The organism is Cellulomonas denverensis (assembly GCF_012396125.1).
GTDB lineage: Bacteria > Actinomycetota > Actinomycetes > Actinomycetales > Cellulomonadaceae > Cellulomonas > Cellulomonas denverensis.
On sequence record NZ_JAAXOX010000003.1, the window covers coordinates 381,671 to 396,387 of the forward strand.

Genomic DNA, 14,717 nt, shown 5'->3' on the forward strand with positions numbered 1-14,717 from the left:
ACCGGTGCGGTGGCCGGGCCGCCGGTCAGCCCTCGGCCGGGACCCGGACCATGCCCTCCTGGGCGATCGAGGCCACCAGCGTGCCGTCCTGGTCGAACACCCGGGTGGCGCCCAGCCCGCGCCCGCCCTGGGCGGAGGGGCTGCGCTGGTCGAACAGCAGCCAGTCGTCCACCCGCACGTCGCGGTGCCACCACATCGCGTGGTCCAGGCTGGACACCGACAGTCCGGGGGTGACCCAGGACAGCCCGGCCCGGCGCAGCACCGGCTCCAGCATGATCTGGTCGCAGGCGTGGGCGAGCAGCGCGCGGTGCAGCAGCTGGTCGTCGGGCAGCGGTGCGCGGGTGCGCATCCAGACCTGCTGGCCGCCGTGGGCGTCCGGGTCGCCGGGGCCGAGGTAGATCGACCCGCCGACGTGCCGGACGTCGAAGGCGCTCTCGTGGGTCCAGAACCGGGCGACCGGGTGGTCCATGTGGCCCATCCGGTCCATCGCCGACTCCACGTCCTCGGGTGCGGGCGCGTCGGGCATCGGCTCGGTGAGCTCCAGGCCGTCCTGGCGTTCCTGGAACGAGGCGATCATCGACAGGATCGCGGAGCCGTCCTGGGCGGCGTGGGTGCGCCGGGCGGAGAACGAGCGGCCGTCCCGCAGCCGCTCGACGGTCAGGTCGATTGGGGTGGCGACATCGCCGGGGCGCAGGAAGTAGCCGTGCAGCGAGTGCGGCAGCCGGCCCTCCGGCACGGTGCGGCCGGCGGCGATCAGCGCCTGGGCGATCACCTGGCCGCCGAACACCCGTCCGCCCGGCTTGGGCAGGTTCCGCGCGGTGAAGTCCAGGCCGGTGTCACCGGTGGGTGTCACGTCCAGCACGGACAGCAGGGCGGCCAGGGTGTCGGCGGGGTCGGGGGAGGTCGAAGCGTCGGTCACACGGATCAGGATGGCATGGAGCCGGTGTTGACCAGCGAATGCGCGGCGCGTTCGAGGTAGTCCCAGAGCGTCGCCTCGTACAGCGGGGGCAGGTCGAGGGCGTCCACCGCGGTGCGCATGTGCCGCAGCCAGCGGTCCCGGGCGTCGGCGTCCACCGGGAAGGGCGCGTGCCGCATCCGCAGCCGGGGATGCCCGCGCTGGGCGGAGTACGTGCCCGGCCCGCCCCAGTACTGCTCCAGGAACATGGTCAGCCGGACCTTGGCCGGGCCCAGGTCCTCCTCGGGGTACATCGGCGCCAGCACCGGGTCGGTGGCCACTCCCTGGTAGAAGACGTCCACCAGGCGCACGAAGGTGTCGTGGCCACCCACGGCCGTGTAGAACGAGGTCGGGTCGCCGGAGGTCATGGTGTCGAGTGTCGCACCCGCGCACCGGGGCGGTCCGCGACGCCCGGGACTAGGCTGGTGTCAGGGCCGGGTGCTCCCGGTCACCGAGCGGTTCACACGAGAGGGTTCGGGGGTCCGAGTTGAGCAAGGCAGAGCAGATCCTGGCGGCGCTGGGCGGCAACGGGAACGTCGTCGACCTGGAGCCGTGCATCACCCGGCTCCGGGTGGAGGTCACCGACCCGCAGCAGGTCGACGAGGCGGCGCTCAAGGAGACCGGCGCCTTCGGTGTCGTGCGCTCCGGCCGGATCGTGCAGGTGATCGTGGGCCCGGAGGCGGACAGCCTCGCCGCGGAGCTCGACGGCCTGCGCTGAGCCACCGACCGCGACGTCCGGGCCTCAGGCCCGTGCCGGGGCCCCGGGATCCGCTGGATCGCCGGGGCCTTCTGCGGTGTCGCGCTGCTGCGCCTCCTGGAACGCGGTGAGCGCCTCCCGCTGGCCGGCCAGCGGGATGCCGGCGTCGGCGAGTTCCCGGCGGACCGCCTCGCGCAGCGCCCGGGACACCTTCCACTGCTGGGCCGGGACGGTGCGCTGCACCAGCCGCATGGTCACCGCATCGGCGGACAGGTCCTCGGCCGAGGCGACGGTGGCGTTGCCCTCGACCACCTCGCGGAACGGCTCGCTGCCCGCCACCTCGGCGGCGGCCTTGCGCAGCAGCCCCTCGACCTGGTCCAGGTCGGCGAAGTAGTCGACCTTCACCTCCACCACGGCGTTGGACCAGCCCTGGGTCTTGTTGCCGACCCGCAGCACCGATCCGTTGGGCACGTACCAGAGCACCCCGTCGGCGTCGCGGATCTTGGTCACCCGCAGGCCCACCGACTCCACCGTGCCGGTCGCCGGGCCGACATCGACCACGTCGCCGACGCCGTACTGGTCCTCCAGCAGCATGAACAGCCCGGTCAGGAAGTCCTTGACCAGGCTCTGCGCACCGAAGCCGAGCGCCACGCCGACGATCCCGGCCGAGGCGATGAACGGCGCCAGGTTCACCCCGACCTGGTCCAGCACCAGGAAGACCGTGATGGTGCCGATCACGATCGCCGCGGTCGAGCGCAGCACCGACCCGATGGTCCGGGCCCGCTGGGTGCGCCGGGCGGTGGCGGTGGGGTTGGCCCGCCGCAGCGCCCCGGCGACCTCGGTGCCCAGTGGCCGGACGATGCCGCGTTGCAGGAAGGAGCTGCCCTCGGCGATGTGCTCGGTGACCGACCGGATCAGCCGTTGCAGCACCAGCAGCACCACGAACCCGACCACCAGGATGATCGCGATCCGCAGGCCGGGGCCGGTCAGCCAGTCCCAGGTGTGGTTGACGGTCTGGGTGACGGCCTCTCCGGCGTCCATGGTGGACGAGGGGGTGGGCGTGGGGGAGTCGGTGGCGGTGCTCAACACCCCTCCACGCTAGGCCAGCCCGGTGTGCACCGCGACGAACTGCAGCTGCTCCACGGTCAGGGCGACCGTCCGGGACAGTGCCCGCCCACCGTGGCCGACCCCCTGTTCGCGGCGCACCAGGATCGGCGCGGCCTGCGGGTCGCCGGCGGTCGCCGCCTGCAACCGGGCGGCCAGCTTGCGGGCATGCAGCGGATCGACGCGGGTGTCGCCGTCGAACACGGTGAACAGCGTCGCCGGGTACCGGGTGCCGTCGTGCACGTGGTGGTACGGGGAGTAGCCAAGCAGCCAGTCCAGCTGCTCCGGGTCGTCGGCGTCGCCGTACTCGTCGGTCCAGGTCACGCCGAGCCCGAACCGCTGGTAGCGGACCATGTCCAGCAGCGGGGCGGAGCAGATCACCGCCGCGAAGGTCTCCGGGTGCCGGGTCAGAGCGGCGCCGACCAGCAGCCCGCCGTTCGACCCGCCCCAGCACGCCAGCCGGTCCGGGGTGGTCCAGCCCTCGGCGATCAGGAGTTCGGCCACCGCCTGGAAGTCCTCGAAGACGTGCTGCTTGCGCTCCCGGCGCCCGTCCCGGTGCCAGGCCTCACCCTCCTCGCCGCCGCCGCGCAGGTTGGCGACCACGTAGACCCCACCCGCCTCGACCCAGGCCAGCGTGCTCGCCGAGTACGCCGGGTCCAGGCTGATCTGGAAGCCGCCGTAGCCGTAGAGCACGGTGGGGGCGGGCGCGGTCGGACGGCCGCCGGCGTCCAGGGCATCGGCCCGGGCGATCACGAAGGCGCGCACCCGGGTGCCGTCCTGGCTGGTGGCGATCAGCCGCTGCACCCGGACCGCGGGCAGGTCGGCGGCGGTGCCGGGCGGGGTGGCCCAGACCGACAGGTCACCGGTGCGGGTGTCGCAGCGGTGCACCGTGCTGACCGTGGTGTGGTCGGTGTAGCCGAACCAGGCCTCGTGACCGCCCTCCGGCCGGGTCGCCAGAGCGCTGATCGACCCCAGCCCGGGCAGCGCGATGGCGTGCCGCAGCGCGCCGGTGGCCGGGTCGTGGGCGGACAGCTCGCTGACCGCGTGCCGGCGCCGGGCGACCAGCAGGGTGTCGTCGGTCAGGGCGACGTCCTCCAGCACGGCCTCCGGGTCCTCCGGCAGCAGGGTGGTCCAGTCCGGCACCGACGGGCGCTCCGGGTCCGCCACCGCCAGCCGCCCCCGGTCGGCGTCCAGCGTGGTGTGCAGATACAGCCGCCCATCCCGGCCGACCCAGGCGCCGACCTCGGCGTCGTAGCCCACCGCGACCTCACGGAACTCCGGCACGGTGCCCGGTGCGGTGGCGTGCAGGTCGGCGATCCACACATCGGTCCGCGGCGCGGTCCCGGCCGACGCGGACACCAGCAGCCAGCGGCCGTCCAGCGACACCGACACGCCGTAGTAGTTGGTCAGGTCCAGCCCGTCGCCGAACACCCGCAGATCGGTGTCCGGGTCGGTGCCCAGCACGTGCCGCCACACCCGGCGGTGGTACTGCCGCTCACCCTCCGGCACCAGCTCCGGGGCCAGCCGCCGCACGTAGTAGAACGCCTCGCCACCCGGCTCCCAGGCCACCGGCGAGTACCGGGCGCGGTCGATCGGCCCGTCCACCGGCTCCCCGGTCGCCACGTCCAGCACGTGCAGCACGCTCTCCTCGGTGCCGCCGTGGGAGACCTGGTAGGCCAGCAGGTCGCCCTCCTTGCTGGGCTGCCAGGCGTCCAGGGTGGTGGTGCCCGCCGGGTCCAGCGCCATCGGGTCGACCAGCACCCGGCCCTCGGTGTCCTCCGCGGAGTCGGCGACCACGATCACCGCGTGCTCCTGGTCCCCGGCCCGGCGCCCGAAGAACCGGCGCTCGCCGCGCCAGGCGGGGGTGCCGACGAATCCGGCGGCCATCAGCCCGGACAGCCGCGCGGTCAGCGGCCCGGTGGACAGCGGCCCGTCGCCCAGGGCGGCGGTCAGGCGCTCGCGGTGCTCGGCGTACAGCGCGTCCTGCGCGGCGGACCAGGCCTCGGTCTCCGGGTCGGCCGGGTCCTCCAGCCAGCGGTAGGGATCGGGCACCTGCCGGCCGTGCAGATCGTCGATCAGGTCCAGGCGGCGGGCGGGTGGGTAGGTCATGCCCGTCACCTTAGGCACTGACCGCATGGCAGGATTGTGACGTGGAGCACGCAGCTGAGCTGTCATCCCTGCACGCATTGGCGCGGGCGCATGGCGTGGATACCGAGTTCGACACCTTCGGCGGTGGCCGCGCCGAGGCGTCACCGGACACCCTGGTCGCGGTGCTGGCCGCCCTCGGGGTGGACGCGCGGACCCCGGAACGGATCGAGGTGGCGCTCCGCGAGGTGGCGGACGACCCCTGGCGCCGGGTGCTGCCGCCGGTGGTGGTGCACCGCCAGGGCCGCAGTGGCGAGCTGCTGGTGCATGTCGCGCACGGCGACCCGGTGTCGGTCCGGATCGAGCTGGAGTCCGGCGGGGTGATCGAGCTGCCGCAGGCCGACGCCTGGGTGCCGCCCCGCATGGTGGACGGCCGGGAGGTGGGCCGGGCGACCTTCCTGCTGCCGGAGGGCCTGCCGCTGGGCTGGCACCGGCTGCGCGCGGACGGGCCGAGCGCCGGGACCCACACCCCGCTGGCCGTGGTGCCGGATCGGCTGGAGCTGCCCGCCGCGATCGCCGACCACCCGCGCTGGGGCCTGATGGTCCAGCTGTACTCGGTGCGGTCGCAGGAGTCCTGGGGCCTGGGCGACCTACGCGACCTGGCGGACCTGGCCTGGCTGACCGGGACCGAGGGCGCGGACTTCCTGCTGATCAACCCGCTGCACGCCGCCGAGCCGGTGCCGCCACTGACCCCCTCGCCCTACCTGCCGACCAGCCGCCGGTTCATCAACTCGCTGTACCTGCGGGTGGAGGACGTGCACGAGGCCGGGTACCTGTCCGCGGCCGACCGGGCGCTGGTCGAGTGGGCGGCCGAACCCGCGCTGGCACTGGACGGCGACGACGGCCCGATCGACCGGGACGCGGTCTGGGCGGCCAAGCGGCAGGCGCTGGAGGTGCTGTTCGCGGTGCCGCGCACCCCGGCCCGGGCGCTGGCCTTCGCCGAGTTCCGCCGCCGGGAGGGCCAGGGTCTGGAGGACTTCGCGCTGTGGTGCGCGCTGGTCGAGCGGGAGGGTCCCGGGCCGTGGCCGGAGGACCTGCGCGACCCGCAGGCGCCCGGTGCCCGCCGGGCGCGGACCGAGCTGGCCGACCGGATCGCGTTCCACAGCTGGCTGCAGTGGCTGTGCGACCAGCAGCTCGGCGACGCCCAGCGCGCCGCCCGGGAAGCCGGGATGGCGGTCGGCGTGATGCACGACCTGGCCGTCGGTGTGCACCCGGACGGCGCCGACGCCTGGGCGCTGGGCGGGGTGCTGGCCGGGGCCGCCTCGGTGGGCGCGCCGCCGGACATGTACAACCAGCAGGGCCAGGACTGGTCGCAGCCGCCGTGGCACCCGGCCGAACTGGCCCGCGCGGCGTACCGGCCGTACCGCGAGCTGCTGCGCACCGTGTTCCGGCACGCCGGGGCGGTCCGGATCGACCACATCATGGGGCTGTTCCGGCTGTGGTGGATCCCGCGCGGTCAGGCACCCGGCACCGGCACCTACGTGCGCTACGACCCGGAGGCGATGCTCGGCATCCTGCTGCTGGAGGCGCACCGGGCCGGGGCGGTGGTGATCGGCGAGGACCTGGGTGTGGTCGAGCCCGGGGTGCGCGAGCTGCTCGCCGACCGCGGGGTGCTCGGCACCTCGGTGCTCTGGTTCGAGCAAGACGGGGACGGCCGGCCGCTGCCACCGCAGGACTACCGGCGGCTCGCGCTGAGCACCGTCACCACCCACGACCTGCCGCCGACCGCCGGGTACCTGGCCGAGGAGCACGTCGCACTGCGCGACCGGCTGGGCCTGCTGACCGAGCCGGTGCCGGTGGTGCGCGCCCGGGCCCGGGCGGAACGGGAACGGATGCTGGCGGCGCTGCGCGAGCAGGGGCTGGTCGGCCCGGACCCGACCGAGCGCGAGGTGGTCGAGGCGCTGCACCGCTACGTGTTGCGCACCCCGTCGGTGCTGGTCGGGGTGTCCCTGGCCGACGCGGTGGGGGAGCGGCGGGCGCAGAACCAGCCGGGCACCGACACCGAGTACCCGAACTGGAAGGTGCCGCTGGCGGACGGTGCGGGCCGCCTGGTGCCGCTGGAGCAGCTGGCCGGGCACCCGCGGTTCCGGTCGTTGGTGGCGGCGCTGCGGGCGGGCTGAGCGGGGTTCAGCCCCAGCCGTGCGAGGCGTCCGGCCACATCGCCGGGCAGGGGTCGCCGACCTCGCCGGTCAGTTCGAAGTGCCAGGGCTCGTTCTCGTAGGTGCGGCACAGCCCGTACTGGACCTGCCGCTCGCCCAGCCAGGCCGCCCCGGCGGTGCTGCCGACGTCGATGGCCAGGCCCTTGACGTGCGCGGACTGCTCCGGCGGGAGCACCCAGCGGTGCGCCTCGACCGGGTCGCCGTAGGTGGCCAGCGCCTCGTCGATCAGCTCCTGCTGGTCCTCGGCGCTGCGCCAGCCCGAGTTCAGCATCAGCAGCACCCCCTCGGCCTCCGCATCGTCCCGGGCCTGCTGGTAGCGGCGCATCAGCTCCGGGTCGACGGCGGTCGGCTCTGGTTCCGGTTCGGGTTCGCGCACCACCTCCGCCGTGGCGGCGGCCTGCTCCGCCCGGGTCGGCTCGCTCGGCCGCGCGTGCTGCATGCCCCACCAGGCGCCCGCGCCGGCCAGGGCCGCGGCGAGCAGCAGGATGAGGACGGTGGTCAGGCGGCGTCCGCGGCGCGGGTACTGGTCCATACCCCCACCCTCCGTGCCGGGGTGGGCCGGGGTCGTCCGCGCGGGGGACCATCCCCGGGTCAGCCCGGGGTCGTACACCGGCGTCCCTCTACGATCCAGGGATGACCCCGAGCAGCTGGCCACCGCGCAGGATCCGGGTGGTCGGCACCTCCGGGTCGGGGAAGACCACCTACGCCCGCGAACTCGCCCGCACCCTCGACCTGCCGTTCCGGGAACTCGACGAGGTGTTCTGGGCCCCGGACTGGACCCACCGCGACCTGGACGAGGCGCGGGCCGACCTGCGGGAGTGGTCCGCCGCCGGCCGATGGGTGGTGGACGGCAACTGGCAGACCGCCCGCGGGCCGTTGCTGGAGGACGCCGACGTCCTGGTCTGGCTGGACTACCCCCGGCCGGTGGTGATGGGCCGGGTGATCCGCCGCACGCTGCGCCGCCTGGTCACCCGCCAGGAGCTGTGGCACGGCAACCGGGAGGACTGGCGCCGGCTGCTGCGCACCGACCCGGACCAGAACATCGTGCTGTGGACCTGGCGCACCCATGCCGACAACCGCGCGCACTACCTCGACCGCGCCGCCACCGGCGAGGTCCCGGTGGTCCGGCTGCGCAGCCCGCGGGCCGCCCGCGCCTGGCTGCGCGGCCTGCCCGGACACGCCGGAGGCCGGTGACCCGTCCGGTCACCGGCCTCCGACACGCTGTCCGGACTCAGTGCTCGATGTAGCGCCCGTCCGCGGCCTGGGCCGCCAGCGCGCGGGCCACCCCGTCCCGGCTCTCCGCCACCAGCCGGCGCAGCGCCGGGGCGGCGTCCGGGTGAGCGGCCAGCCAGGCGTCGGTGGCGCCGAGCACGTCCACCGACGGGTCGTCGGCCAGCAGGGTCGGGAACAGGCCGACCACGATGTTCTGCGCCATCTCGTTGGTGCGGTCGGACCAGACCGGCTCCAGCGCCTCGAAGTAGCGGGCCACGTAGTCGCGCAGCAGGCCACGGTCGTGCACCCGGCCGAAGCCGGCGATGGCCGCCGCCTGCAGGGCGTTCGGCAGGGTGTCCGCCTCGACCACCGCGGACCAGGCGGCCGCCTTCGCCTCGGCGGTCGGGATCGCGGCCCGGGCGTGGGCGGCGGCGCGCTGGCCGGTGGCGGTCGGGTCGGCGGCCAGCTGGGCGTCGATCTCCTCCGCACCGGCCCGGCCACCGGCGACCAGCCCGGCCAGCAGCTCCCAGCGCAAATCGGTGTCGATGCTCAGCCCGTCCAGCTTGGTGTCGCCGGCCAGCAGGGCGGCCACCGTGTCCAGCTGCTCCGGGGTGCCGGCCCGGCCGGCGAACGCCTTGACCAGCTGGAGCTGGGTGTCCGAACCGGCCGGGGCGTCGGCGGCCAGCGCCCACAGGGTGTCCGCGGCGGCCTTCTCGGTGGCGGGACGGTGCTCGGCGGACACGTACAGGTCCAGCGCGGTGGCGAGCTGGCGCAGCAGCACCAGGACCACGGTGGAGTCGGTCTCGTGCGCGATGTTGCCCAGCACCAGGTCGACGTAGTCCCGGGCCGGGGTCTCGGCATCCCGGGTGGCGTCCCACACCGCGGCCCAGACCAGGGTCCGGGGCAGCGAGTCGGTGAAGGCGTCCAGGTGGGCCAGGGCGGTGGCCAGCGACCGCTCGTCCAGCCGGACCTTGGCGTAGGCCAGGTCGTCGTCGTTCAGCAGAAGCAGGTCCGGGCGGCGGGTGCCGACCAGGGCCGGGACCTCGGTCAGCTCGCCGTCCACGTCCAGCTTGGTGCGCGAGGTGCGCACCAGCTTCCCGTCGACCAGGTCGTAGCCGCCGATCACCAGGCGGTGCGGGCGCTGCACCGGGTGCGCGGCCGGCACCTCCTGCCGGATCGCCAGCGCGGTGATCGTGCCGTCCTCGCCGGACTCGATCTGCGGGCGCAGCAGCGTGACACCGGACTTCTCCAGCCACAGCGCCGACCAGGCGGACAGGTCACGGCCGGAGGTTGCCTCCAGCTCGGTCAGCAGGTCGCGCAGCTCGGTGTTCGAGAACTGGTGCGTGCGGAAGTACGTCCGCACCCCGGCGAAGAACTCCTCCTGGCCGACCCAGGCGACCAGCTGCTTGAGCACCGAGGCGCCCTTGGCGTAGGTGATCCCGTCGAAGTTGACCTCGACGTCCTCCAGGTCGCGGATGTCCGCGGCGATCGGGTGCGTGCTGGGCAGCTGGTCCTGCTTGTACGCCCAGGACTTCTCCAGCGAGGAGAACGTGGTCCAGGCGCTGGTCCACTCGGTGGCCTCGGCGGTCGCCAGGTGCGAGGCGTACTCGGCGAAGGACTCGTTCAGCCACAGGTCGTCCCACCAGCGCATGGTGACCAGGTCGCCGAACCACATGTGCGCCAGCTCGTGCAGGATCGTCACCGCGCGCCGCTCGACGGTCGCCTCAGGCACCTTGGACCGGAAGACGTAGTTCTCCAGGAAGGTGACCGCCCCGGCGTTCTCCATCGCCCCGGCGTTGAACTCCGGCACGAACAGCTGGTCGTACTTGGCGAACGGGTACGGGAAGTCGAACAGCTCCTCGTAGAACCGGAAGCCGGCCCGGGTGATGTCCAGGATGTTCTCGGTGTCCAGGTGGGTGGCCAGCGAGCCGCGGCAGAACACGCCCAGCGGGATCACCCGGCCGTCGGCGGAGGTCAGCTCGCCGTGCTCGTGGTGGTAGGGGCCGGCCACGATCGCGGTGATGTAGGACGAGATCCGCGGCGTCGGCTCGAAGTGCCAGGTCGCGGTGCCCTCGTCGGCGCCGCCGTTGCGGTTCACACCACCGGGCACCGGGTCCGGGTCGCCGATCTCCGGGGAGTTGGACACCACCACCCAGTGCGCGGGGGCGGTCACGGTGAAGGTGAACACCGCCTTGAGGTCGGGCTGCTCGAAGACCGCGAACACCCGGCGGGAGTCGGCGACCTCGAACTGGCTGTACAGGTAGACCTCGTCGTCCACCGGGTCGACGAAGCGGTGCAGGCCCTCGCCGGTGTTCATGTAGGCGCAGTCGGCCTCGACCACGACCTCGTTGCGCTCGGCCAGCCCGTCCAGCCGGATCCGGGAGTCGGCGACCACCTCGGCCACGTCCAGCTCGGTGCCGTTGAGCAGCACACGGCGGACGGTGGGGGCGATCAGGTCCAGGAACGTCGACTCCCCAGGCCGCGGGCTGGTGAACCGGACGACGGTGGTCGAGCCGAAGGTCTCCGGGCCGGTGGTCAGGTCGAGGGTGACGTCGTAGGACTCGACGGCGACCACGGCGGCGCGGGCACGGGCCTCGTCGCGGGTCAGGTTCTCAGCGGGCACGCTGTCCTCCTGTTGTGTGTCGATGCAGCGGGCATCCTCCCACGACGTGACACGGGACGGTGCTCTGAGTGCATGATGGTCCGCGGCTCACCCACCCGGGTGGTCTCCCCGCTCGCCCGATCCCCGGAGGCGCCACGTGACCTCGACCCCCACCGCACCCGTTGTCGACTTCTGGTTCGACCCTGCCTGCCCCTGGGCCTGGATGACGTCGCGGTGGATCACCGAGGTGCAGCGCCAGCGCGAGATCGACGTGCGCTGGCACGTGATGAGCCTGTCCGTGCTGAACGAGGGCCGTGACCTGCCCGCCGACTACCGCGCGCTGATGGACGACTCCTGGGCGGCGGTCCGGGTGCTGGTCGCCGCGCAGGAGCTGTACGGCGCCGACCCCAAGCCGCTGTACGACGCCCTGGGCACCCGCCGCCACCCGGGCGGCCGCACCGACACCCGCGCGATCATCGCCGAGTCGCTGGCCGAGGCCGGCCTGCCCGACTCGCTGCTGGCCTTCACCGACTCCGAGGAGTACGACCCCCAGCTGCGCGCCTCCACCGCCGAGGCGCTGGCGCTGGTCGGCGACGAGGTCGGCACCCCGGTGGTCGCCCTGGACGGGGTCGGCTTCTTCGGCCCGGTGATCACCCCCGCGCCGAAGGGCGAGCAGGCGCTGGAGCTGTTCGACGGCCTCGCGATGATCACCCGGGTTCCCGGCTTCTACGAGCTCAAGCGGACCCGCACCCAGGGTCCGCAGTTCGACTGAGAGGGCGGCGAGCATGGCCGGTGCGCTGGCGGGACTGTCCCGCGGACTGAAGATCTTCCTGGTGGTCGACCTGGTGCTGATCGTGGCGCTCGGCGTGACCGCGATCCTGGTGCTCGGCGGCGGCTCCGAGCCTGACGACACCGCCACTGGCACTCCCGGCACGACGAGCTCCGGCAGCCCCGCGGCGACCAGCCCCGCCGAGGGGGAGACCGCCTCGTCGAGTGCCGATCAGCGGTTCGCCTCGCCCACCGGCAACATCGTGTGCGACATGACCGCCGACGGCGTCACCTGCACCATCGCCAACACCTCGGTGGAGGCACCGCAGATCGACGGCTGCACCGGCGCCGGCACCGGCCACGTGATCACCCTGACCGCCGACGGTGTGGACGTGCCCTGCACCGACCAGGCGCCCTCCGCCGCGGGCGCCGACGTGGACGTGCTGCAGTACGGCAGCTCCCAGCAGGTGGGGGACTACACCTGCACCTCCGGGTCCAACGGGATGAGCTGCGTGGACGGGGCCGGGGTGGGCTTCCGGATCGCGACGGCGGAGCGGGTGGAGCTGCCCTGAGCCGGGCAGCCCCACCCGGGTTGCTCACCAGATGGTGACGCGCTGCTCCGGCGCCAGGTACAGCCCGTCGCCCGGCTGCACGTCGAAGGCGGCGTAGAACTCGTCGATGTTCCGCACCACCGCGTTGCAGCGGATCTCGTCCGGGGAGTGCGGGTCGGTGGACAGCCGGCGGATGACCTCCTCGTCGCGGCCCTTGGTCCGCCAGACCCGTGCCCAGCCGAGGAACACCCGCTGCACACCGGTCAGCCCGTCGATCACCGGGGCGTCGTCCAGCGAGCCGCCCAGCGCGATCCGGTAGGCCTTGAGCGCGATCGACAGCCCGCCCAGGTCGCCGATGTTCTCCCCGATGGTCAGGGCGCCGTTCACGTGGTGCGAGCCGTCCAGCTGGCGCGGGGAGAAGCCGTTGTACTGCTCGATCAGGGCGGTGGTGCGCTGCTCGAACTCGGCGCGGTCCTGGTCGGTCCACCAGTCGTGCAGCCGGCCCTCGCCGTCGTACTTGGACCCCTGGTCGTCGAAGCCGTGCCCGATCTCGTGCCCGATCACCGCGCCGATCCCGCCGTAGTTGACCGCGTCGTCGGCGTCGGCGTCGAAGAACGGCGGCTGCAGGATCGCGGCCGGGAAGACGATCTCGTTCATCCCCGGGTTGTAGTAGGCGTTCACCGTCTGCGGCGTCATGAACCACTCGTCGCGGTCGATCGGCCGGCCGATCTTGCCCAGCTCGTAGTCCTGCTCGAAGGCGGCCGCGCGGCGGATGTTGCCCAGCAGGTCGTGGGCGTCGATCTCCAGCGCGGCGTAGTCCCGCCACTTGGCCGGGTAGCCGATCTTGGGGGTGAAGGCGTCCAGCTTGGCCAGCGCGCGCTCGCGGGTCTGCTCGCTCATCCACGGCAGGCCGCTGATCGACTCCCGGTAGGCCTCGACCAGATTCGCGACCAGCTGCTCCATCCGCTGCTTGTGCGCCGGCGGGAAGTGCCGCTCGACGTAGACCTTGCCGACCGCCTCGCCGAGCACACCCTGCACCAGCGACACCCCGCGCTTCCACCGGTCGCGCAGCTCCTGCGCCCCGGTCAGCGTGCGGCCGTAGAAGTCGAAGTTCGCCTCCACCAGCTCCGCGGACAGGTACGGCGCCCGGTCGCTGATGGTGTGGTACGCCAGCCAGGACTGCCAGGCCGACACCGGCTCGACGGTCCAGCGGGCGGCCAGCTCGGCCAGGTACGACGGCTGGCGCACGATCAGCTGGTCGAAGGAGCCCTCCGGCGCGTGCAGGGCCCGGATCCAGCGCGGCCAGTCGAAGCCGGCGGCGGCGTCGGACAGGTCGGCCAGCGTGGTCGGGTTGTGGGTGAGGTCGGCGTCCCGGTCCTTGACCACGTCCCAGTGCCCGGCGGCCAGCCCGGTCTCCAGCGCCAGCACCGCACCGGCCTGCTGCTCGGCGTCCGCCTGGTCGGCCGCCCAGCCACCGAGCAGCAGCATCCGGGCGATGTGCGGCCGGTAGGCGGCCAGCACCGCGGCGTGCTGCTCCTCGCGGTAGTAGGACTCGTCCGGCAGCCCGAGTCCGGACTGGGTCAGGTGCACCACGTACCGGGTGGGGTCGTCGGCGTCGGTGTCGACGAAGAACCCGGCCGCGGCGACCGCCCCGGCGCGCTGCAGGGCGCCCAGCACGTCGATCAGGTCCTGGTGGTCGGTGGCGGAGCGGATCAGGTCCAGCTCGGGGGCCAGCGGGGCGACGCCGGCGGCCTCGACGGCATCGGTGTCCATGAAGGAGGCGTACAGGTCGGCGATCTGGCCGGTCGAGGACTCGGTGATGATGTCCCGGACCTGCTCCTCCGCCTGGTCGTACAGCGCGCGGAACGACCCGTCCATCGCCCGGTCCGCCGGGATCACGTGGGCGTCGGACCACAGCCCGTTCACGTGGCGGTACAGGTCGTCCTGCGGTCGGGTGGCGGGGTCCAGGTCGGTCGGGTCGATGCCGGAATGCGTCATGGGGCCAGCGTACGGTCGACCGTCGCGGCGGGGCCGCAGGTGGTGCAGGATGGCGTCATGCGCATCCACGTCGCCGCTGACCATGCCGGATTCGAGCTCAAGGCCGCGCTCCTGGAACACCTGCGTGCCGCCGGGCACGAGGTGACCGACCACGGTGCCGCCGAGTACGACGCCCAGGACGACTATCCGCCGGTGTGCTTCGCCGCCGGGGAGGCCGTGGTCGCCGACCCGGGCAGCCTCGGTGTGGTGATCGGCGGTTCGGGCAACGGCGAGCAGATCGCCGCGAACAAGGTGATCGGGGTGCGGGCCGCGCTGGCCTGGAACACCGACACCGCGCAGCTGGCCCGCCAGCACAACGACGCGAACGTGGTCGCGATCGGCGCCCGCCAGCACTCGGTGGACCAGGCGATCGAGCTGGTCGACGCCTTCCTGGCCGAGCCGTTCAGCCAGGACCCGCGCCACCAGCGCCGGATCGACCTGATGTCCGCCTACGAGGCGTCCCGCTCCTGACCTGCACGACGATGCC

General features: G+C 73.5%; 13 protein-coding genes. 6 read left to right on the plus strand and 7 right to left on the minus strand.

Annotated features, from left to right (window positions below):
• Window positions 1–25: 25 nt before the first annotated feature.
• Both HGA03_RS08595 and HGA03_RS08600 read right to left on the minus strand, forming a co-directional pair.
• Complete coding sequence (locus tag HGA03_RS08595; RefSeq protein WP_168629827.1) at window positions 26–919, minus strand: acyl-CoA thioesterase; 894 nt, start codon at window positions 917–919, stop codon at window positions 26–28.
• Window positions 920–924: 5 nt separating this feature from the next.
• Window positions 925–1,323 (minus strand): globin, encoded by a 399-nt coding sequence (locus HGA03_RS08600; protein ID WP_168629828.1) that lies wholly within the window; start codon window positions 1,321–1,323, stop codon window positions 925–927.
• Window positions 1,324–1,442: 119 nt separating this feature from the next.
• On the opposite strand from HGA03_RS08600, the gene HGA03_RS08605 reads away from it, so the two are divergent.
• Window positions 1,443–1,673 carry a PTS sugar transporter subunit IIB gene (locus HGA03_RS08605; RefSeq protein ID WP_168629829.1) on the plus strand — a complete coding sequence of 77 codons (231 nt, stop codon included), beginning with the start codon at window positions 1,443–1,445 and terminating at the stop codon, window positions 1,671–1,673.
• A 24-nt stretch (window positions 1,674–1,697) separates the two neighbouring features.
• Here HGA03_RS08605 and HGA03_RS08610 read toward each other — a convergent pair whose 3' ends face one another.
• Complete coding sequence (locus tag HGA03_RS08610; RefSeq protein WP_239073649.1) at window positions 1,698–2,738, minus strand: mechanosensitive ion channel family protein; 1,041 nt, start codon at window positions 2,736–2,738, stop codon at window positions 1,698–1,700.
• A gap of 12 nt (window positions 2,739–2,750) precedes the next feature.
• Window positions 2,751–4,865 carry a prolyl oligopeptidase family serine peptidase gene (locus tag HGA03_RS08615; protein ID WP_239073650.1) on the minus strand — a complete coding sequence of 705 codons (2,115 nt, stop codon included), beginning with the start codon at window positions 4,863–4,865 and terminating at the stop codon, window positions 2,751–2,753.
• A gap of 41 nt (window positions 4,866–4,906) precedes the next feature.
• Here HGA03_RS08615 and malQ point away from each other — a divergent pair, with 41 nt between their 5' ends.
• Window positions 4,907–7,021 carry a 4-alpha-glucanotransferase gene (gene malQ / locus HGA03_RS08620; protein WP_168629831.1) on the plus strand — a complete coding sequence of 705 codons (2,115 nt, stop codon included), beginning with the start codon at window positions 4,907–4,909 and terminating at the stop codon, window positions 7,019–7,021.
• Between the two features lie 7 nt (window positions 7,022–7,028).
• Here malQ and HGA03_RS08625 read toward each other — a convergent pair whose 3' ends face one another.
• Complete coding sequence (locus HGA03_RS08625; RefSeq protein ID WP_203767557.1) at window positions 7,029–7,592, minus strand: M15 family metallopeptidase; 564 nt, start codon at window positions 7,590–7,592, stop codon at window positions 7,029–7,031.
• Between the two features lie 101 nt (window positions 7,593–7,693).
• On the opposite strand from HGA03_RS08625, the gene HGA03_RS08630 reads away from it, so the two are divergent.
• Window positions 7,694–8,254: a P-loop NTPase family protein gene (locus tag HGA03_RS08630; RefSeq protein WP_168629832.1), complete on the plus strand. Its 561-nt coding sequence runs from the start codon at window positions 7,694–7,696 to the stop codon at window positions 8,252–8,254.
• Window positions 8,255–8,291: 37 nt separating this feature from the next.
• On the opposite strand, the gene pepN is transcribed toward HGA03_RS08630, so the two are convergent.
• Complete coding sequence (gene pepN / locus HGA03_RS08635; protein WP_168629833.1) at window positions 8,292–10,895, minus strand: aminopeptidase N; 2,604 nt, start codon at window positions 10,893–10,895, stop codon at window positions 8,292–8,294.
• Window positions 10,896–11,031: 136 nt separating this feature from the next.
• Here pepN and HGA03_RS08640 point away from each other — a divergent pair, with 136 nt between their 5' ends.
• Entirely contained in the window at window positions 11,032–11,646 is a 615-nt protein-coding gene (locus HGA03_RS08640) for a mycothiol-dependent nitroreductase Rv2466c family protein (protein ID WP_168629834.1), read from the plus strand.
• A gap of 13 nt (window positions 11,647–11,659) precedes the next feature.
• Complete coding sequence (locus HGA03_RS08645; RefSeq protein WP_168629835.1) at window positions 11,660–12,214, plus strand: flagellar basal body-associated FliL family protein; 555 nt, start codon at window positions 11,660–11,662, stop codon at window positions 12,212–12,214.
• A 24-nt stretch (window positions 12,215–12,238) separates the two neighbouring features.
• Here HGA03_RS08645 and HGA03_RS08650 read toward each other — a convergent pair whose 3' ends face one another.
• A complete protein-coding gene (locus tag HGA03_RS08650) occupies window positions 12,239–14,191 on the minus strand; it encodes a M13 family metallopeptidase (RefSeq protein ID WP_168629836.1) in 1,953 nt (650 codons plus the stop codon).
• Window positions 14,192–14,248: 57 nt separating this feature from the next.
• On the opposite strand from HGA03_RS08650, the gene HGA03_RS08655 reads away from it, so the two are divergent.
• Complete coding sequence (locus HGA03_RS08655) at window positions 14,249–14,701, plus strand: ribose-5-phosphate isomerase (protein ID WP_168629837.1); 453 nt, start codon at window positions 14,249–14,251, stop codon at window positions 14,699–14,701.
• Window positions 14,702–14,717: the final 16 nt, after the last annotated feature.

Excerpts from the sequence above, each read along its gene's own strand:
- HGA03_RS08600 (WP_168629828.1), bottom strand. The coding sequence starts at position 1,323 with ATGACCTCCGGCGACCCGACCTCGTTCTACACGGCCGTGGGTGGCCAC.
- HGA03_RS08615 (WP_239073650.1), bottom strand. The coding sequence starts at position 4,865 with ATGACCTACCCACCCGCCCGCCGCCTGGACCTGATCGACGATCTGCAC.
- HGA03_RS08625 (WP_203767557.1), bottom strand. The coding sequence starts at position 7,592 with ATGGACCAGTACCCGCGCCGCGGACGCCGCCTGACCACCGTCCTCATC.
- HGA03_RS08630 (WP_168629832.1), top strand. The coding sequence starts at position 7,694 with ATGACCCCGAGCAGCTGGCCACCGCGCAGGATCCGGGTGGTCGGCACC.
- HGA03_RS08645 (WP_168629835.1), top strand. The coding sequence starts at position 11,660 with ATGGCCGGTGCGCTGGCGGGACTGTCCCGCGGACTGAAGATCTTCCTG.
- HGA03_RS08650 (WP_168629836.1), bottom strand. The coding sequence starts at position 14,191 with ATGACGCATTCCGGCATCGACCCGACCGACCTGGACCCCGCCACCCGA.
- HGA03_RS08655 (WP_168629837.1), top strand. The coding sequence starts at position 14,249 with ATGCGCATCCACGTCGCCGCTGACCATGCCGGATTCGAGCTCAAGGCC.